This is a genomic window from Bacillus sp. 166amftsu, from assembly GCF_900107445.1.
Taxonomy (GTDB): Bacteria; Bacillota; Bacilli; order Bacillales; family Bacillaceae_G; genus Bacillus_A; species Bacillus_A arachidis.
On record NZ_FNQA01000024.1, the window covers coordinates 19,515 to 39,526 of the forward strand.

Annotated in this window: 16 protein-coding genes; 6 read left to right on the forward strand and 10 right to left on the reverse strand. The window is 30.9% G+C overall.

Annotated elements, in window-relative coordinates; genetic code table 11:
• Positions 1–10: 10 nt before the first annotated feature.
• The 5 genes from BLV40_RS25060 to BLV40_RS25080 form a co-directional block, all read right to left on the reverse strand.
• Positions 11–628 (reverse strand): replication-relaxation family protein, encoded by a 618-nt coding sequence (locus BLV40_RS25060; RefSeq protein ID WP_090694994.1) that lies wholly within the window; start codon positions 626–628, stop codon positions 11–13.
• Entirely contained in the window at positions 567–1,751 is a 1,185-nt protein-coding gene (locus BLV40_RS25065; RefSeq protein ID WP_090694997.1) for an FtsK/SpoIIIE domain-containing protein, read from the reverse strand. Before BLV40_RS25065 ends, BLV40_RS25060 begins: the two co-directional genes overlap by 62 nt.
• A 104-nt stretch (positions 1,752–1,855) precedes the next feature.
• The gene (locus tag BLV40_RS25070) at positions 1,856–2,041 is read right to left on the reverse strand and encodes a hypothetical protein (protein WP_090695000.1); all 186 of its coding nucleotides are present in this window, start codon (positions 2,039–2,041) and stop codon (positions 1,856–1,858) included.
• Between the two features lies 1 nt (position 2,042).
• The gene (locus BLV40_RS25075) at positions 2,043–2,339 is read right to left on the reverse strand and encodes a hypothetical protein (RefSeq protein ID WP_090695004.1); all 297 of its coding nucleotides are present in this window, start codon (positions 2,337–2,339) and stop codon (positions 2,043–2,045) included.
• A 1,100-nt stretch (positions 2,340–3,439) separates the two neighbouring features.
• On the reverse strand, positions 3,440–5,140 hold the full coding sequence (locus tag BLV40_RS25080; protein WP_090695007.1) for a hypothetical protein: 1,701 nt from the start codon (positions 5,138–5,140) through the stop codon (positions 3,440–3,442).
• 1,225 nt (positions 5,141–6,365) lie between these two features.
• On the opposite strand from BLV40_RS25080, the gene BLV40_RS25090 reads away from it, so the two are divergent.
• Entirely contained in the window at positions 6,366–8,051 is a 1,686-nt protein-coding gene (locus BLV40_RS25090) for a helix-turn-helix domain-containing protein (protein WP_090695014.1), read from the forward strand.
• 66 nt (positions 8,052–8,117) lie between these two features.
• On the opposite strand, the gene BLV40_RS25095 is transcribed toward BLV40_RS25090, so the two are convergent.
• From BLV40_RS25095 to BLV40_RS25110, 4 genes are all read right to left on the reverse strand, one after another.
• On the reverse strand, positions 8,118–8,555 hold the full coding sequence (locus BLV40_RS25095; RefSeq protein WP_090695017.1) for a hypothetical protein: 438 nt from the start codon (positions 8,553–8,555) through the stop codon (positions 8,118–8,120).
• Position 8,556: 1 nt separating this feature from the next.
• The gene (locus tag BLV40_RS25100) at positions 8,557–9,744 is read right to left on the reverse strand and encodes a ParM/StbA family protein (RefSeq protein ID WP_090695019.1); all 1,188 of its coding nucleotides are present in this window, start codon (positions 9,742–9,744) and stop codon (positions 8,557–8,559) included.
• A gap of 2,365 nt (positions 9,745–12,109) precedes the next feature.
• Entirely contained in the window at positions 12,110–12,664 is a 555-nt protein-coding gene (locus tag BLV40_RS25105) for a MerR family transcriptional regulator (protein ID WP_090695022.1), read from the reverse strand.
• A 1,168-nt stretch (positions 12,665–13,832) separates the two neighbouring features.
• Positions 13,833–14,801: a Replicase RepFR55 gene (locus BLV40_RS25110; protein ID WP_090695025.1), complete on the reverse strand. Its 969-nt coding sequence runs from the start codon at positions 14,799–14,801 to the stop codon at positions 13,833–13,835.
• 632 nt (positions 14,802–15,433) lie between these two features.
• On the opposite strand from BLV40_RS25110, the gene BLV40_RS25115 reads away from it, so the two are divergent.
• The 3 genes from BLV40_RS25115 to BLV40_RS29680 all read left to right on the forward strand — a co-directional run bounded on the left by BLV40_RS25115 (position 15,434) and on the right by BLV40_RS29680 (position 17,031).
• Entirely contained in the window at positions 15,434–16,603 is a 1,170-nt protein-coding gene (locus BLV40_RS25115) for an AimR family lysis-lysogeny pheromone receptor (RefSeq protein ID WP_211482139.1), read from the forward strand.
• 1 nt (position 16,604) lies between these two features.
• The gene (locus BLV40_RS29675; protein ID WP_280138963.1) at positions 16,605–16,736 is read left to right on the forward strand and encodes a hypothetical protein; all 132 of its coding nucleotides are present in this window, start codon (positions 16,605–16,607) and stop codon (positions 16,734–16,736) included.
• Positions 16,737–16,896: 160 nt separating this feature from the next.
• A complete protein-coding gene (locus BLV40_RS29680; protein ID WP_280138964.1) occupies positions 16,897–17,031 on the forward strand; it encodes a hypothetical protein in 135 nt (44 codons plus the stop codon).
• Positions 17,032–17,041: 10 nt separating this feature from the next.
• On the opposite strand, the gene BLV40_RS25120 is transcribed toward BLV40_RS29680, so the two are convergent.
• Complete coding sequence (locus BLV40_RS25120; protein ID WP_090695031.1) at positions 17,042–17,431, reverse strand: helix-turn-helix domain-containing protein; 390 nt, start codon at positions 17,429–17,431, stop codon at positions 17,042–17,044.
• 97 nt (positions 17,432–17,528) lie between these two features.
• Between BLV40_RS25120 and BLV40_RS25125 the strand changes: the two genes are divergently transcribed.
• Together BLV40_RS25125 and BLV40_RS25130 are read left to right on the forward strand one after the other, a co-directional pair.
• Positions 17,529–17,765 (forward strand): helix-turn-helix domain-containing protein, encoded by a 237-nt coding sequence (locus BLV40_RS25125; protein ID WP_090695034.1) that lies wholly within the window; start codon positions 17,529–17,531, stop codon positions 17,763–17,765.
• A 178-nt stretch (positions 17,766–17,943) separates the two neighbouring features.
• Positions 17,944–20,012: thioester domain-containing protein (locus BLV40_RS25130; RefSeq protein ID WP_090695038.1), on the forward strand; the 2,069-nt coding region annotated here is incomplete at its 3' end.

Here is a 20,012-nt window from a genome sequence, read left to right on the forward strand (position 1 = left end):
CTTTTTACTTTCATAACACTTCTTTTAACAAGAATGTACGTACGTATACATTATACTTCATTCCATAGCTTTCTAATTTCTTTTCACGATAATCTGATATCGTAAAAAATAATATGTTGGGTGTTAGGCCTTTTTGCTTTATATATATCTTTGCAATCAAAGCATAATATCGTATCTTTTCTTCATTTACCTTCATATGTTGCAGCCTATCAATCTCAACAAAATAAGGTACTTGATCTATGATATAATAAGCATCTGGTACGATTGTTTTTTCTTCATCTTGGTATCTAAATTGTATAACTTGCTCTGTTTTCCATTCAGGAAATCCAAGCCACATCCAAGCTTCATTTCTTAAAAGAATATGTTCAAGTTGGTGTTTCTTTTTGCGTTCATCTGGATTTAATCCTAAAAGAGCAAGACCTTTCTTATTGAGATAATATACATACTCCCGATTATGCGAAGTGATATTACAATATTGCCGTAGATCCTTCAGAACACGATTTGCGTTCCTTATACTACCTAGACTATGGATAGCCTGTAATTGCCTTCTAGAGGCAAATTCTAAACTATTTAAACTGGATAAAATCTCTATCTGTCTGGCTTTCTGTTTGAGCTTCTGGTGCCTCATGATGTTTGATCACCTCGTATTCTCGTAAAAGCTGTCTCATCATTTCATCAGAAAGATACGGTACTTGCAGCTCATGAATCCGATCATTTTTGAATAATGCTCTCCCTGGCAAAGAGGGTAAATCCTCCAATCCTGGCTCATCTAAAACAACTTGTGAAGCTACTGTAGTTGGTAAACGAAACCCTAACTTTGCATCACTCATTTGTTTTACAACGGAAGGTACTGACGTTACAGTTGGATATTGAGTAGCCAATATTAAGCGTACACCTAATGCTCCACCAATTCTTGAGATGTGACTGAGCATATACTGACACTCTTCAAGCATTCTATTCACGTTTTTAGGTAGCCCTTTAGCTGGTGCCAAAACAGCCCCTTCATCCACAATAACAAAAAAACGATCTTTTTCTTTTGTTTGGACAATATTCTTCATTCTGTTTTTTTTCATAAATTTGCCTCTCTGATGCATCAATGCCATAACCTTAACTAACACTTCATGCGCCTTCTTAGGGCTATCAGCGACGTCTATAACTTGCTTTAAATCCTGGTATTCGGTAAATTCTAATCCTTCTTCTTTAAGGTCGATAATAAAAAAATGAGTATGATTTGGATTTGACTTGATAAGGGTAGTGACGAGTACTTTTAGAAACACTGTTTTTCCCATTCGTGTTAAACCACCCATAAGTAAATGAGGCGTTTGATCGAAATCATGATATAAAGTTTTATCTAACGTTTTTCCAATTGCAACCTTCCAAGTACCAGGACGTATTAGATTTTCAGACCACTCCCATATCTTTGGGATATCCTCTTCAAATACCTGAACATAAAGAAAAGGGGACACATAATGAATTTTGACAGGTTTATTTAATCCTTCAGCAATAACTTCATCTAATTTCTTGATAAGTTGTGAGGGGATACCCAATGGCAGCTCGTAAATATACATAATACTTGCGGCCCTTTCTTCTTGTCTTTTGAACCTGGGATACTCTAACTTATTTTTTTCTTTCACACAAATATTTGCGATTTCAAAAAACCTTGCAATCTTTTTTTTATCACTTTGTTTGTAGTTTTTATAAAGAATTGCAGTAGTGAACATAACAGCAGGAATTGTTAAAAGTTCTAACATATTTCTATACCTCCTTATATGGAGGTAGTTGAGGAAAAGTGGAAGTAAAATAATGTTTGAACAATATACATAACAGTAAAGACCCTTAACTACCAGATAGGTGTCTAACGTAGAAATACATCTAGCATATCAAGTAGTAGGTACCAAACACTCCCAATAACCAAACATTTCAGACCAGCACGTAGCACCCAATCTGGAAGATGAACACCACGTTTTTTTAATAATTTGATTCCACATAAAGTAACCCCTGTGACACCATATACAACTCCTAACTCTCCAATGATTGTCATTTTATCTCCATCCTTTCGGCTTGATAGACAAATTCCCTTGATTATCTTTATACAATTGATAATCATCGAGTAATTCGTTCCAAGTTAATGGATGTTCGTCATCATTTAGGTATTCCTCAATTCTACGACTTAGATAATAATAGCCACGATACTGTGAATCTAGATATACATTATGTCTTTGCATATGCTCTTGTATAGCGCAGATGTTTTCTTCACATTTAGTACTTTTATACATTTGTTTCAATGTTCGAGAGGAATAAAGATACGGTGTACTATACAGCATTTGATATTGGTTCATATGTCTCACCATCCATATAAAATTCTAGGTACACTAATACATATGAGTGCTATCCATATTTTTGAATTTGTACAAAAAATAAAATATCTACTCACAAAGGACAGGTATGTATATACGAAGAATTTATGTTGCAGCAGGAAAAAGAGGGAAGGGGTAATGTGGCTTGTTAAAATCAAAAAAATTCATCATTCTGTTACTAGTATTTACCTTATTAGCTATGTTCGTTATTCAAAAAAGAGCAGTAATTTTTCAAGATTTGCAATTACAGAGTTATGTCTAAAAGTTAGAAATATTAAACCAAATTAAGTATTTAAAAGTTTTGTTCCAAAGGATGATGTAAATTAAAACAAGTTATTAAAATCTTATATAAATATATATCTTATATATATTAAAAAAATAAAGATAAAACTTATATAGAGCTAATAAATATGGTTTAATCTCTACTCTAACAAGGTCTTTGAGCATGATATAGCGTAAAAAATCATAAATAGTAAAATCTAACAACACAAAATTAGCCATTAATAAGGTATAAAACCTACAAAAAATCATAAACAAGGTTACATATTTCTACATAAAAAATGAAACAAATTGATGCATTCTTAAATATATTTATTCAAGCGCTAAATTTTCAATTCATCCACCGTATTTCCACAATTTAATATTATTTACTCACAAAACATTAACAATATAGGCTAACTAATCAACATAATTAGATTTTGTCACATTACTCACATAAATATTGATGATTTTTGATAGATGAAGTACCAAAATCCCTTTATTTCAATAATAATTACATAATACTATTCACATTAGGCTCTAATTATCTATTTATCCACGAAATTTATTATTTTTCTTATGATTTTTTGTAGGTATTTGCGTGGGTTTTAGATAAAAATAACGTGTTTATTTAAATATAGGTGTGGAAAATTAGTTAATTGCAGTACAGTTTTGTATAGGAATGTATAAAAAAAAACTCTATTATGAATAGAATCGAGTGAATGTTTTTATGAGGAGAAATTAGTGAAGGACGTTTAAATAATGGGACCAACACGAATAGCCCTCTATTTATATTTTTTTCAAAAATAGAGAGCGTAGTATCGTTAATTTTTTTCTATTACCTCAAGTACTTGTTCGGCTGTTGTTACATGAATACCAGCGCGTACCAATTGTTCAAATGCACGCATAAATGTAATCAAATTGAACTCATTTGGTACTTCAATAATGCGAAGCTTTTCTTTAGGTAGTCGATCTATCTTTTCAATGAACAATTCGCGAACATCACTTGGAATAAATCGATCTTTATGTCCTCTTGTTTTTAGAAGTTCACGCATTTCTATTTCTAAAGCCATATAAGCATTTAGATTTGCACCTTGTTCATAGGCGTACTTTCTAAATAATGTTTCTTCTTGATACTTTAGATAGTTACGGTGATACGATTCCTCTGTAACAGGTACAGCAAATTTGGATTTTAGTAACTCATATGTTTTACGGAACAATTTTTTGGTGTTTCGAAGAGAATACATAGAGAAATGCAATCCAAAATCAAATACAGCTTGCTCCTTTTGTTCTTTTGGAACATGTTGTGTAATAAGAGGGTAAATACCTTCTTTTGCCGCTGTATCAAGAATTTGATATTGTGATGTTTGATTTAATAGTTTTTTCAGTGTATACACTAACTTACTTGGATATTCTTCATTACGATCTATCATGTCACGCAAGCTACGAATGACACTTCGAATTTGTCGATGACAAGTATACTTAAGTACATGAATAAATTTATTCATGTCTTGTGTAAATTCACCGATATTCAGTTCTTGTAGCACAGATTCAATAAAACGAGCTTTCCGTGCATACGTAACCTTTGGGGTGAATGGATCGCGATACTGTACTTCTCCAGCTTCTTTTGTACATAAGAAATCTGTATGTAAGGATAGATATAACGTTGTATATCTTTTTGTATTTTTAACCCCTTTTTGTAACTTGCAAATTTTGAATAGGGGAGTCCCAGTACATGGTAATGCAGTTGTTAATTCTGTCATAACCGCACGGATTTGATGTGGGTATTTCTTATGTAAAAAGCGGTACATTCCGCCAAAATGAGTTGTATTCCCTCTTTCATCCTGTTTGTCTAAGGAACGTTTAAGAGTCGTTTCGCTGTGCTGTTGCATAGCAATGTCCAAGAATAGTTTCTTAGCCGCAACTGAAAGCTCAAAGAAAGCTTTGGTAAATACGACTGGGCTAATATACACATAGGAATTTGCCTTTTCAGTTTCTTCGTTCATAAAATGAGTGAGCTTAATGGTATAGCGACCATCTAATTCATTTTCTATTGTAATAATGTTATGTAAACTTAATTTCTTTAATGCAATATAGAATTGAGAATGCTGTATATAAGCAAATTTCTCCTTATACTGCTTGTAATCTTCCCACATCATATGTACTGTTACATTTGGAATGATCCCATTCGTGTAGCATTTCTTGTGTAAATATAAGAAGACTTCTAAATCTGCATTCGTAATACCATATAATTTATGTTTTCTTCCCATTGTTTCCGAAATAGCAGATAGTGTACGACGTGAAAAAGATGGTTTCGCTTGAGCCACAAAGCCATCTACATCAGCAATACGTTCTTCATATGTCATATGATCCAGAATATCCTCAAGGTATGTATCTTTATAGCTGTAGTATTTTGCTTCAAAAGCTTCAACAAGTTTTTGCCAAGATTTCAATGTTACTAGAACTGCATTTGTATCTTGTCCATTTAGACTACGTTGATTACGAATAATAAATGATTGTCCCATTTTTTTCACCTCCTACACATAAATCCAGAAATATATGTCAAAACACTATAAAATATACCAATTATGATTATATCAAATCGAAATTTGATGAAATGTGCCCCTTTAAGAGAGAAAATGAAAAGATGAAATACGCGTCAATCCCTTGTGTATCAAGGGATTTGAAGATTTATCGTTTTTTTTTTATGGACATCATACCGCTACAGATTTTCATCTTTCTAGAAAATTAATAAATCATTAGAAAGAGCCTCATAAACATTGATACAACAATGTTTATGAGGCTCTTTTATAAATACGAAAGGAACATCATATAGCTATAGGTTTTCATGTTTTTAGATATGAAATTATTCATAGAATACCCTTTAATCGTTGGTATTAAAGAGTTTGAACTCAAAATCTAAAATTTTAAAAGGGACATCATATAGCTAAAGACTTTTCATCTTTGTATAAAATAAGGGACATCATACCGCTATAGATTTTCATATTATATAAACAGTTGAAAATACGAACAAAAGGTAGTGAATGTATGATATCAAAGGGTTTATAGAGTATTTACATCATTCAAAAGGGACATCATATAGCTATAAGTTTTCATGTTCTTAGATATGAAATTATTCGTAGAATAGTCTTTAAATGTTGATATTAAAGGATTTAGTCTCGAAATTTAAAATTTTAAAAGGGACATCATATAACTAAGAACTTTTCATCTTTGTATGAAAAAAGGGAGATCATATCGCTACAGATTTTCATATTATATAAATAGTTAAAAATACGACCAAAAGGTAGTGAGTGTATGATATCAAAAGATTAATAGAACATTTATATCATTCCAAAGAGACATCATATAGCTATAAGTTTTCATGTTACATATTGTAATTACAAAAGGAAATCTTTTATATCAAGCTTTAGCCCTCTTTTTTAAAAATTTTGTGCAGTTGAATGGGCAATAATATAGCTACAGATTTTCATGTTATGAAAAAAGTTAGGATACTATGTAAGCCTTTGAATTAACTCGAATTTGGATTTTACAAATTGATTTGGTCTTGTATAATCATTAAAAGGGATAATCATAGGTATGAAGACTAGTATCCTGTAAAGGTGTAACGTAGAAAAATTCAAATAGAATATTCTAATTATCTTTCTTGGTATTTAGAAAGGGACATCATATAGCTAAGTATTTTCACGTTTAAATAACATTTATTAAATTTATATAAGGAGCAAAATATATATGGAAGACGTTCTACAGTTGTTTAGAGATGCATTATCAATAACAGAACCACTTTATAAACAGAACGAGCAATTGTGGCATAAATGGAATTCTTACTATGTAGACGTTGAAGCAGATAATAGTAAAATTGTAACTTCAGAATACCTTTCTCCATCATTTTCAATGCTTGTACAGTGGGTGAAGCAGCAACAAGGAAAAGGTATTTCAGCTTTAGATATATTTAAAAATATAGACGCTTATAAAGTAACAATTCATGAGACAATAGATGTCTTTATAGCTCAAGAGTTTCGTAATGAAGAAACGGTTAATACTGTAACACGTACACCAGTAATTGAACCTGATGCAAATATAGCACATGAAAATTATTTAGAAGTAAATAATTCCGCTGTTTATTATAAGTTAAGAGATGGGATAGCAAAGAATCAATTTGAGGAAGATGAAAATACAAAATTAAAATCATATCCCATTGAAACGAAAGATAGTAATGGAGTAGCACAGCTTTCATCTCATAAAGATGAGGACCTAAGGTTAACGAATATTGACGAAGCCGCAAGATGGAATACATTAGTAGATGGTGTAATGAGTAATATGGATGATTTAACAGCGGACGTATTAGATACCATCACAATTCAATGGCTAAATGAAGCCAACTCACCTGATGAATTTATTGATTTTTCTTATGAACAAGTTTTAGAAATGTGCAGTATTTCAAAAGCAAAAGCAAATGGTGTTGAATATTATAGAGTGGAAGATAAGATTAAAGTAGCTAAACGGATAGCGGCTCTAGCAAGTATTTTTATATACTTAAATGATGAGAATGAAGTAGTCGTACTAAATGATCGCGCTGAAACAGGTAAACATTATGAAGTAAAGCGTGAGGTAATTAAAAGGTTATTTGTATTAGATTCTGTAGTTCTTTGGAGGGATAACAATACAAATGAATACATGGGTATAGAATCGTGCCGAATTAAACCGGGAAGCTTCTTATCCAGCTATCTATATGGATCTAACAGCACTACGGCACTATTATCAAAAAAGGCCCTTGAATATAATAGCTATAGACACAAGTATCATAAAAGATTAATTCGTTATTTGACATGGCAGTGGAGAATTCGTCAAATGTTTTCTAACTTAAAAAGGCCCTATTCTATAGGGGGAGATAAAGGATTATTAGCGGTAATGGGTATAAACCAAAAGCAAAAGCCTAACCGTATTCGTGATCAATTAGAAAATGTTTTGATTGATTTAGAAAAAGAAGGTGTAATTTCCCATTGGGAATATGATAAAGGTTTAAATGAAGAACAATTGACGAAGAAGAATTGGTTTAAAAATTATTATTCAGAGTTAGGAATAGTAATACTACCACCTAAAGAATTAATTCATTCAATGGAAAACTTAGCAAAGAAAAAGTCTATTGATGTAATACATGAGGAAAATCAGCCAGTAAAAATTGAAGAAAAACCCTTAGATATGAATGGAAATGAACATGAACATTTAATTAGGGAGAGAATAGAAGTTATGCATAGGAGTAAGAACATAACTATGCGAGAACTCTCAGCAGAGATAGGTATATCACAGCCTACTCTTTCTAGATTCTATAACAAAAAAACAAAGCGCCTCTCTGGAACTGCGCGAGATAAATTAAACCAATGGTATAAACGACAGTTAATTATTGATAAGATGTAAGTTGAAAATTAAAGTGTAAAAAAAGAGTCCGTATCACTCAGGACTCTTTTTGTTATGTTGATAGCATTAATTACCAAATAAACTTGCTGTATCAAGATCTTCATATTCATCATTCAAAACATTTGTTTCAGATTTAGAAACGTCTTCTTTTTCTACATCTTCATTATCCGACTTCTCTTCAGAAGCCTCAATTTCTTCATTAGGAGATTTTATCTCATTTTGGGTATTTTGGTCATCATTTTTGATAATGAGATTTGTATCATTCAATAGGACCCGTTTAACCTCATTTAAAAAATCTTTATCTTGAAGTAAGATCTCTCTTTGCATTTGTTGTTGAATCTTATAATCACCAACATCTTGTAAGCCATGTTTATCAATAAAGTAACAGACAAGTTTATATAATGAATCTGCTATATTCCCTTGAGATTCAAACCATTTAAAGAATTCCTCGTTCTCAATTTTTTTGAGATTCCAAAAGAAAGATTCTCTTTTCTTGTCAGCCATATTATCTCACCTTTTTTCGAGTAAGAATTTTCTTGATTACTTGCATCCCTCTAGCATTCATATCTACAGCATATTTTTCTGGAATCCACAATAAGTACATACCAACTTGCTCACAGTACTCTAATAATTGGTCATATAATTCATCTTTAAAAGTAATACTTCCCCCACCATATACACATAAAATTTCAGCTTCACTAGCTGTATTACTTACATATTTTTCACTTGTATCTTCTAAGATAAGCTCAGCTTGTTCTACTTTTGTGATATTAAAATACCCAGTTGCTTCCTCATGATATTTATGATCTGAGTCTTGAAGGATTTGTGAAAATTGTTGACGTTTAATATTTGTTCCACGTTCTTGGTTTAATAGCTTAACAGCTTCTTCTGTAGCATGCCCAACTCCACGTCTTTCTCCACTACAAGCATCAATTACTGGATTTACGCCAACTGTGTATATATACTCAGTTGTTCCATCTCCAATGTCACTATGTAAGATCTTTTTGTTCTTAAAGAATCCCTTTTTTACTGTTTCTACTTCAAGTTTGTCTTTATATAGTTTAATAAAATCACTAAACATATCTTCTTCGCCTTCAAGGATTGCATATAAAGGAGGAACACCTTCTTGGGTAATGTTTGCGCTGTTAAATGTTAAGCTGACTGTTACTTGTTCTTCCCCTACATAAACAACTACAACATGATTTGAATTAGTAAAACGTTGCTCTAGATGCTTAGCATTTACAGGTGTCCATTGGCTTGCTGGAATAGCTGAAATAAGATCAACAGTCACGTTAATTGATTGTGGCAGTTGTTCCGTTCTTTCCCACTCAATCTGAACTGATTTATTTGCAATAAGTCCTAGCAAATTAATTAACGGCAAATCATCGTTATATTTTTGGCCTACTTTAATGTTCATGTTTTTGGGGTTCTTCCCTGTTAGCATCGCTCGATTACCAATAAAGTACATCCCAGATCTTCTAATCGATTTACTAGCAATATTTATAAACATATTATCTACTAGATTAAGCACATTTTTTTGAGTGTTTGTTTCTGTTACATTTGGCATTGAGTAAACGCTTTGATATACGTTTTTCATTTTTATGTATTCACCATTAATGTAACCTTTAAAAGAATCGTTCCCAATATCGCCTTCAATATCTATATGAAGAGTTTTCCCTTTTAAATCTTTCATTATACATCACCTCTATAATATTTATTTTTTATTTATATTTAATAACTATATTATAACTTAAAATCAGAGAAAAAAACAAGGTGTTGAAAGGAATGAACCTAAATTGAATATAAATCAGAAATATTATAGATGTAAAATAGATATATAATTGATTCATTCTATGTTATAGGTTGATTGATTAGGGTTGAATTATAAGGTTATAAAATATAAATATCTAATAAATATCTAATGAATATTTATTGAAATTGATTTTAGTATGTTTTTTGGATTAATTGTTGTTTAGTTAATTGTATGGTTTGTAAGGCACTTATATAAGCCTTGGAGAAATTTTCTATATGTGTTGAATGGATTCCTTTAAGATATTTTTAGGAATTAAAGTTAGAATAAAAACTTTAATTCGTAATCTTCTTTAAGAGAAGTTGAAGTTTTCGAGGATATATTTAAATCCGCTAAGAGACAAATGTTATCGAAGTGTTAATTTGGTGTTGAATATTACATGAACGCTATACGTTATCATGGCGTTTATTCCTTTAATAACAACATTTATAAGGTTTTTGAGAGGTTATTCATTAAAAAGAATACGAATGATTCACGTGGTGTATATTTCGATTGAAATACTCACCACCTAACATCCTACTGGACTGTTTGAAGTGTGAGAGTTCTAATTTAGTGGGTTATTTTTATAGTTACTTTACTACAGTTAAAAGATAAATAGCTTTGTTTCTAAGATTTGGTCTTGCGTTAAAATCTCTATTGTAAAATGTGTTACAAGAAGCTTAGATTTTTAACGTCTGTATTTTGGTAACCACAACTTATTTTACATATTAATTTGTGTGATGAGCTTTGTAGATTAAGAATTATAAGTTGTTTCTTTGTGGTGTAATTCTATAGAGCAAGTAAAATATTAAATAGATTAATTTAGAATGTGTTGCTTTCTTTAATTCATGTATATAATGGGAGTTCACAGTTTACATAATAATATTCAGAAGGGCTCTTTAGGTCTAAAGTACTAACTGATAGACCGCTTAAGCAATAGTGTTCAAAAAGTAAAAATGAAAGCATTAATTAGAGGAGAACTTTGTATATGATCCAACTCAATTATCTAAGCTGAAATTCACTTTTTAGCAAATAAAGTAGTTAGTCGGATTTGAAAGTTTAATATTTTCAAGAGAATTTGATGTTTTAGAGAATGTATCTAAATCTCTTATAATATAAACGTTATCAAAGTGTTATTTTAGTGTTTAAGATCACGTGAACGCTATCCGTTTTTGTAGCGATTATCCTTTTATATCAACGTTTATGAGTTTTTGAGAGGTCATATACTAAGATCGTTTATAGGGAATGATAAAAGATATGGTGATAACGCTGGAAGCTGCGGATCAAGAACGCTTTGTTTGTGAAATTTAGGGGCAGGTTATTTTAACTTTGTAGTTTCATTTAAAATGAGCAATTATTCTGTATTTGTAATAAAGAAGTATAATTTAAGTACTCAATATATAATCTCATTACAACAAGATTAAAAAGAATATAGGATGAGCGCTTATAAAGCGTTAAATTAACACTTTATAAAAATGCGAACGCCATGCGTTCATAAACCGTTAAACTCATTGCTGTAAGGTGTTAAGGCATCCTTACTTTAGTTCTATAATATGAAGTTATTGAAAAGTTAGGGAATTACAGAACTTAACCAAGCTTCCCCAAAAATCGATAAAAAATATTTTGCTAACTTTTGAAAAATATGATCAAGACATTGATATTAATACTGAGGATCTTTGAGATTTATAGGCAAGGCTAAAGAAATATATAACTGTTGTCACGATGGAATGGCCTTAAAACGCAATAATATTGAAAGCAATACTCTAAATTTTATACAAGATCAAATTTAAACTTGAATTGAGGAATAACTATATAGAATTTAAATATATGCACACTGAAATTCATCATGAACGCTAGGCGTTTATGGTGCGTTCTCCCTTTTAAAATCAAAGGATTAAGATGACTTTGATTTGTTTAAATTAAGAAAAATGATTGGGATCAGGTTGAGGAAATGACAGAAATTCTTGGGGTTTTGTTAATTAATAATATAATAATTTAAATCAAGTTAGCTTCTCTTCATTATACTTAGACGGTATGTATGAAACTTAGTAAAAAGTATATGAACTTTTGATGAGTGTTAGTTTGATGTATATTATTAAATATATGTTTTAATTTCGAAGTTAAATAGGTATTAAAAACAGACAGAAGAGGAACTCCGTTTAAAAATGTATATTTAGCATTGTGAAGATGAGTTAAAAAAATAAAAAAAGCGGTAATTACCGCTTTTTTATAAATTAGAAATGTATTTGATAGAAACTGCATCATCCAATTAGTTTCGATTAAATAAACGTTGAATGAACGTTTTTTTACTGTTATCTTGTTGTTCTTGACGATCCTCATTTAACAATTGAATAGCTTTATCCAGTTTTTCCTGTAGTAACTGAATTTGTGAATCCTTTTCTTCCTTTTCTGAGCGTTCTTGTAATAATAAATTAATAATATCTTGGTTTTGTTGTACGATTTTTTCTTGTTGGTTAAACATATAGGAAAACTTATCTTGGATTAATGAAATATCTGTTTGTGAACGTTTCTGAAGTGTTACTTCAGTTTCACTTTCTTCCTGAACGCTATCCGTTTTCGGGACGTTTTCTTCGTTTGTCTCCATGCTTCGTGTAGCGGCCTCTTCTAATTTCCAGTTTTGATTTAGGTATTCCTTCATTTGTTTTAAGATATCTATATCATTTTCATAATAAATTCGTTGGTTACGTTCATTTCTTTCAAATATATACTCCATTTTTTCTAGTTCAATTGACCATCTGCGAAGTGTATTAGTGTTTATATCCAGTTGCTTTGCTACTTCTTGTGCAAAATATCCATATTCCAAACTTCACACCTCCAATATTTGTGTGCTAGATATTCTTTCTTTATTAGAAGGATCATTCCTCTAATAATAAAAATTTTTATTGGGTCACTAGGTAAAGAGGCTTCGCTACCTTTAAAATGTTTCCTGTGCAAATACTTGTGTACTAGATTAGTCTATGTATCTAGTATTAATGTTAATTAAATTATAAAGACTCCCCGTTTTGATAACGTTCACCTTTGGAAGTGGAAAATATTTATTAGACAATACAATAATTAAAGAATGACCTGAAATTTTATTATTAAAAGTTTGTTTCCAATATAAGAATTTTACTAGATATATGTGCAAGAATCAAAGCTTTCATTAATAGAATTAGTATCTACTTAATATTCTTTTAATCTAAAATATATAGAAAGTTAATGAGGGGTATTGAACGCTATGCGTTTAAATAGCGTTTTACTAGTAAATAATAATACTCAATTTAAAATAGGGATACTTCTAATAAAATTTTTGGCTCTTAAAATAAATTATAGGGTATTGTAAAATTTTACAAAGTATTAGAGGTATTTAATCTTAAAGAGAAATAATGTTACAAAGCTCTATTTAATAGTTTACGTTTTTAGTATGGCCCATCTTTTTAGAATGCATTCAATAGCTCGTGATATTCTTATAATACTATATAGAAGTGGGGAAGAAGGGGAAGTATCCCCATGGATTCAATTTGAAATAAATAGAATTTTATCAGATTTTAGGGAAGCCAATAACAGGCATCTACAAAACTATTTATATATTTTGTAAGTTGAATCGGATTTCCTAAAATTAGACAAAATAGAAAGCATTTCAGAATGCTATATTAAATAAATCTTGTTTTAAAAAGTAAAACCAATAAAAACATTAGAATAAATTATGATGCATTTAAACTTACTCTGGCAAGCTATTTAGGATTTTCTCTTAGTAAATTTCAAATTTAATTTGATAGTCAATGATGAATTAGCAGTAAGTAGATTAAGGCTAATTGTATACGTAAATCGCCCAGAACTTCATAGAAAGGTTCTATAATATGATTTGTATTTTGAAGTTCTATGTGTCGGAAAATAACAAGTTTATGAGCGGTTATAAGAGGATATGACAAATAGCCTTGCTATGTTTGACTTTTTTAAGCAAGGCTACATGCTAATATGATTTTTTAAATTTAATTACTTTCTTCTAAAAAATTATAGAAAACAAATTCTCTTTTTTTATTTGTACCATGTAGGGATTTCTTTTTTAATGCGTTCTGATTTCTTCTTTCCCAGTTTTGTTTAGACTTTTGCCCAAACATTTTTATAAAATGTGCAGGATTGCTATTTTGAGCTTTATTGTATTGAAACCATTGTACACATTCTTCAAAATCCCATCTAGCATAGCGATCGATATAAGGTGGCATCCTTAAAGCAATTGTGTATGCATCTTTTTCACTAAGGTGATTTAACTCTTGACTTAAAATGTAGTAATAAGCCTTTTTCTGATCCTCACTAAGATAGTCGTCTAAATCTTGTAATCTGTTAGTCTTTTCTTTTAATTTACAATCTGTATTTGATTTTTCTTGTTTGTTTACACTGAAAATATCTACAGAATTAGACGAGACTTGTATATCATTTTTTATATCTTCGTGATTGGCTACAAAATTTTTCTTAAAGAGTTTCTCACTCAGAAATTTAGTGAAAGTAGAGCATACATCAATTGCTACAGTCCATTTCATCTTGAAGTATTCAATAATTTTTAAGTAATTGTTATGTAGAGTTAAAATATAAATTGAAGGGGCAATTTTACCATGTCTTCGTACTTTGATTTGTTGGCACACTCCCAAGTCTTGTAACCAATTAAAAACGTAGTTAATAATTGGCTTTGAAATACCTCTTTTTTTGCTGATATGCTCTTGTTTTACTTGAGAATATCCTTCTTGTACCAAGTATGATAAAACTGTTTCTAAAGCTTCAAATTTTCGTGGTGTAAGGTAATCCTTTGTAGTAACGCCCTCATATTCTAGGACAATATTATCAATATAAGTTGTAACTTTCTTGATTGCCTGATTAATAGCCCCAGGTGTTTTAGATAAGTGTTTGATTCGGGGACTTAATTCGGCTTTTGCTCGACTGAGCAAAAAGTTGTGCAATAACACAGAAAAAACCTCCTATTTTTTCCACCACAAATAAAAATATTGGAAAAGTAGAGGTTTATATTCACATTGTATGCACTTTATGTTATTCTTGATTAAGAAGTGAATACAATATATTGTAAATTAAAACCTTACCAATTCGGGAATTTTCAATTGATTTCAGCGGCCAAACTGTCGATCAATTGAAAATAAGATGCGGTGGGTTTTTTTATTTTAAATTATAAATTTTGTTTTTGAAACATATTCCTTTACATTTTATAGCCTTTTAACATAAATATCAATCCCAATAGGATTAATATTATCCTGAATTCACTTTTTTACAAAGTACAAGAAAAAGTCTTATTAGAAAATGAGTTTTAATAATTAATATTGTTCGAAGAAACTTTCTCAATATTTGTTAGCTGAATAGAGCGCAGAAAATCTATAATGTCATGTTAAACTAGTATAAATATAGAATGTATGTATAAATTTGGATGTGAATGATGAGATATAGGATCTATATTAAAATGGGATTGTGCCCACCCCATATACATAGTTTGTTAAAAAGACTTCTTAGAAACACATATAAGTATTTGAAAAAATTTCGTGACAGTTATTTGTGTGCTGATAAGGGGGAGCAGATGTTGAGAAATTTTATGAATGAATTATATAACACAATAAATTCCAAAAACTTAAGTATTCGAAGTTTGGCAAAAGAGACAGGCGTAAGTAAATCTGCACTTTGTGATGGTTTATCTGGAAAAACTGAAATGAAGTTAGAATCCTTTTTAGTTATTATTGAAAAGGTCTATGAAAATAGAAATGAAAGAAAGCAAAAAATTAATGAATTTATTCTATTATGTGAAAAAGATTTAAATGTTCGAAAAGCTTTGGGGTATTGTCAGTGTACTGGTGAATATTCCATAATGCAAAAAATTATTGATAAGAAGTTGGGTAATATACAAGAGGAAAAAATAGGTGATTCGGATGGGAAAGAAAATTATAAGAGAATAAGTAAATATTTAAGCATCTATGATTTATATAATAAAAGAAATAATAGAATATTGACTGGTCAAGAATTGTTAGATGAGTTAGATGCTAAAAATTTTTCTAATAATCAAGAATGCCAAGTGATTTTAAACATATTATATGGACTTGCAATGTATGACATACCAAATTATAGGGCTATGACTTTATTTTCAGAAAAAATAGAAAATCATTTAAATAAAGTTGATAATGAGTTTGTTAAAATCTGTTTGAAAATGCAGTATAAGGAAAGAATGGCATATCTTAATTTGTTAGAAAATGACATTGAAAATTGTAGGGATGTATGTAAAAACATATTAGAATCGAAATTTGATTTTCCAATTATTAAAGCATCAGCATTATGCTGTTTAGGAGAATCCTATATGCTAGGGAATGGTTATGATATTTTAAAGGCTGAAAAATATTTAAAGGAAGCCATTAAAGTTTTAGAGGATTCAGGTGTATCCAAGGATAGTAAAAAGTATTTTGCTTTTAAGACGACTTTAGCATTTTTATATATAGAATATGGATATAACCTTGATAAGATTGATTTTGATTATATTGATATTGGGGAACTAGCTTACTATGAATGTAAGTTTGGAAATGAAAATAGAGGCCTTGAGATATTTCATAAACTACAAGAAGCGGGAAAATTAACTGCGATTAGATTGTATTATCTTTCAAGGATAAAGGATGATAAACTTTTGATGAAAGAGTCTTTAGAAAAATTTGAAAAAAACGGGAATTTATATTATGTTCAACTTGTAAAAGATGCTCTATTAAAAGAAGGGGTGAAATAGCATGAAAAAAAGATTATTTGCTATGATATGTCTTTTAAGTATTTCAGCTGTATTTTTCAGTATTGCCGATAATAAACCTGTTAATTCAAATGAACGAACGTATTACATGGTTTCTGATCCTGGAGGACATTAAACAATATAGATATAATTTCTATTTTTTAGACGCTACTTTTTGTAGCGTCTTTCGTGTTTTTTAGAGATGTCCTGTTTTTTTTTAGTCAACAAAAAATAGGACTATAGTGATGTTTTTCACAAAGATATCGTCTGTAATATTGTTGAAGGGGGAATAATTTATGAAGAAATTTGATAAAGAATGGTTTGAAAAAATATTCGAAGATGAAGATAGTAATTTGTATTTAATTTATAGCGATATCTCTGAGATTTTTACTAAGGGGGAGTACTTAGATGAAGAGAGAGCGACTTCATAAGTACACTCTCTCAATTTGATTCAGAATTCGTTCTTGTTTTAAATCTTAAGTAATTTACATACTCAAGTAATTCTTTCTCAACTTTAGGTTTGTGTTGATCTGGAATACTCATGTATTGCTCATATAGTTTCTGTGAGAAATTGGCGATTAGTTGCTGCTTATCTTCTCCTTCTCTTAATAATTCATTATCAGCTATTTCATGATTTAAAAGATAATCTGTACTTACACCAAAATATGATGCGATTTTTTTAAAATTTTTCAAATCAGGCTCTTTTACACCATTTTCCCAGTTTGTTAATGTACTATATGCTACGTTTAAAGACTCTGCGAGTTCTTTTCTCTCCATATTTTTAAATATCCTTAACTTTTTAAGGTTGGTTCCAAAATTACTTTTTTCCATAATTTTCACCTTTCTGATTCCTGTAGGATTTTTTTAATCCCTAAGGGATTGACAGAACGCTATAAGCGTTCTAAAATGCAAATAAGGGGGTGATAAAATGCATAATAGTTCTAATTTAGTAATTTTAACTCCGATAAGAGCAACACGTGAGACAAAAGGATTGACAATTAAACAAGTTGCAAGTGACTTGAGAGTACCAAAAAGTGTGTTGCAAGAAATTGAAATAGGTAAAAAAGGAACAATAGCTCAACGTGCTCAAAAAATTGCTGATTACTATATGGAACCAATTGAAAAGTTGTTTATTCCAACATATTATCGAGCAAAGTTAGAGTAAATTAATGCTTAAAAATTCCATAGGGATTAAAAAATATTTGTATTTATATTGTAAAGCAAAAAGTATCTAAAGATAAACTTTGAATAATATAATTTCAAGTAAATTTTAAGATGAATAGATTGAATATTGAGTTTTTTTAGTTCTTTGAAAACTGCATAATATGAGGGAGCTGTTAGTCATGTTGAAACGATCGTATCAAACGTTACTTATTGCTGTGAGTATGCTTCTAGTTGTTCTGAATTTTGTATTTCCACTGACGAAAGCGAGTGCTGAAGTCATTAATCGTGAGAGATATGAAATGAAATGGAGTTATAGTCCTATGTACGGGAAAGAACTACGAACAGAATTACTGAAGAATACAAATGGTCAAATTGCGTATTGCTTAACGTATGGAAAACTCAGTCCCGATGGCAATGATCTTCCAGAGATGGGACGCACAAATGATATTGTGTACCGTGTTCTTCTAAATGGATATCCACAAAAGAGTCCAGAAGAACTAGGTGTTGCTAGCTGGAAAGAGGCGCATTATGCAACACAAATTTCTGTTTGGGCGGCATTAGGGCAAATTGATATCGACAAAATTGAGCATCGAGATGCAGGTGTTGCAAAAGCAGTAAAGACCATCATTGATGGAGCGAATACAAGTCAAGAAACACAAGAACTGTACATGAATGTAACACCAACAGATAATCAAGAAGCAAAATTAAACAATGAGTACTTTGAAACGACATTGTATCAAGTAGAAAGTAACGCAAAGAACGGTGTATTTACAGTTCAATTAAACAATGCACCAACTGGAACAAAAGTTGTTTCAACAAACGGAGAAGAGAAACGACAGTTCAACCTAGGAGAACAATTCCGTATCCTTGTACCGAAAACCTCTCCAAGTGGTACTTTTTCCTTGAAAGTATCTTCTAATCTTTCTAAGTTGCATGCAGTAGCCTATAAGGGAAATGACAAAATACAGGATGCAACGGTTTTATTAGAAAGAAATGAGGAAAAAGTAAGTACTGATCTAAAAGTACACTGGAAATCCCTTGGTGGATTGAAGGTTGTAAAAGTAGGAGAGCAAAAAGAATTGTTACAAGGTGCTGTATTTGAAGTTTTCAGCAGTGCGAACGAAAAGGTAGGCACGATTACTACCAATGAGGAGGGGGCAGCGAGCCTTTCTGGTTTAGAAGCTGGGAAGTATACTTTAAAAGAAGTAAAAGCTCCTACTGGCTATGTATTAAACGACAAACCTCAAATACTTGAAGTGAAGACTGGTGAAGTTGCAACAATTACTGTAGCGAACGCTAAAGTGAAAGGAAACATCGAGATTACAAAGCTAAGTGACAGCGGGAAAACTCTTCCAAAAGTAGAGTTCACTGTATATACAGCGGATGGAAAAGAAATTACTAAGACCATTACAAATGAGCAAGGGATTGCTCAAGTAAAGGATCTTCCCTATGGGCAGTACTATTTTGTTGAGACGAAAGGTGTAGAGGGATACCTTCTTAATAAAACGAAATACCCATTTCAAATTAAAGAGCAAGGGGAACTACTCAAATTTACAGTGGAAAACAAAGAAGTACAAGGAAATGTGCAACTTCTTAAGGTAGATGAAGAGAATCCTGATAAGAAGTTAGAAGGAGCAACTTTCATCCTTCAGGATAGTAAAGGTAAGAAAATCAGTGAACATAAAACAGATAAAAATGGAATGATCCAAGTAAACAATTTAGGCTTTGGATCTTATCAGTTTGTAGAAAAGCAAGCGCCAAAGGGATATGTTCTATCAAAAGACCCAATCCCTTTCAATATTTCAGAGAATAGCAAAACTATCACATTAACGGCTAAAAATAAACCAATTAAAGGTACTCTTATCATTACGAAGGTGGACGTGGCAGATGGGAATAATAAACTTCCAGGCGCAGAGTTCACAATCTACGATAAGCAAGGAAAGGAAGTTGTGAAAGGTAAGACAAATGAAAAGGGAATTGCGACATTTGAAAAATTACCAGCTGGGAAGTACACATATCGTGAAACGATTGCGCCAGACGGATATGTAATTAACGAAGAAACATTCCGCTTCGAAATAAAAGAGGATGGCCAGATTATCAAACATACAGTAAAGGATGAAAAGAAACCAACACCACCTACACCGGAGACTCCACAAAAACCGGAACAACCAGAAACACCACAACCGCAGACACCAGAACAACCAAAAGTAACGGAACAACCAGTTACACCACAACCAGTTACACCACA

What these genes read in the sequence shown, in the direction of transcription:
- BLV40_RS25060 (WP_090694994.1), bottom strand. Translation starts at nt 628, where the DNA reads ATGAGGCACCAGAAGCTCAAACAGAAAGCCAGACAGATAGAGATTTTA.
- BLV40_RS25065 (WP_090694997.1), bottom strand. Translation starts at nt 1,751, where the DNA reads ATGTTAGAACTTTTAACAATTCCTGCTGTTATGTTCACTACTGCAATT.
- BLV40_RS25070 (WP_090695000.1), bottom strand. Translation starts at nt 2,041, where the DNA reads ATGACAATCATTGGAGAGTTAGGAGTTGTATATGGTGTCACAGGGGTT.
- BLV40_RS25075 (WP_090695004.1), bottom strand. Translation starts at nt 2,339, where the DNA reads ATGAACCAATATCAAATGCTGTATAGTACACCGTATCTTTATTCCTCT.
- BLV40_RS25080 (WP_090695007.1), bottom strand. Translation starts at nt 5,140, where the DNA reads ATGGGACAATCATTTATTATTCGTAATCAACGTAGTCTAAATGGACAA.
- BLV40_RS25090 (WP_090695014.1), top strand. Translation starts at nt 6,366, where the DNA reads ATGGAAGACGTTCTACAGTTGTTTAGAGATGCATTATCAATAACAGAA.
- BLV40_RS25095 (WP_090695017.1), bottom strand. Translation starts at nt 8,555, where the DNA reads ATGGCTGACAAGAAAAGAGAATCTTTCTTTTGGAATCTCAAAAAAATT.
- BLV40_RS25100 (WP_090695019.1), bottom strand. Translation starts at nt 9,744, where the DNA reads ATGAAAGATTTAAAAGGGAAAACTCTTCATATAGATATTGAAGGCGAT.
- BLV40_RS25115 (WP_211482139.1), top strand. Translation starts at nt 15,434, where the DNA reads ATGAATGAATTATATAACACAATAAATTCCAAAAACTTAAGTATTCGA.
- BLV40_RS29675 (WP_280138963.1), top strand. Translation starts at nt 16,605, where the DNA reads ATGAAAAAAAGATTATTTGCTATGATATGTCTTTTAAGTATTTCAGCT.
- BLV40_RS29680 (WP_280138964.1), top strand. Translation starts at nt 16,897, where the DNA reads ATGAAGAAATTTGATAAAGAATGGTTTGAAAAAATATTCGAAGATGAA.
- BLV40_RS25120 (WP_090695031.1), bottom strand. Translation starts at nt 17,431, where the DNA reads ATGGAAAAAAGTAATTTTGGAACCAACCTTAAAAAGTTAAGGATATTT.
- BLV40_RS25125 (WP_090695034.1), top strand. Translation starts at nt 17,529, where the DNA reads ATGCATAATAGTTCTAATTTAGTAATTTTAACTCCGATAAGAGCAACA.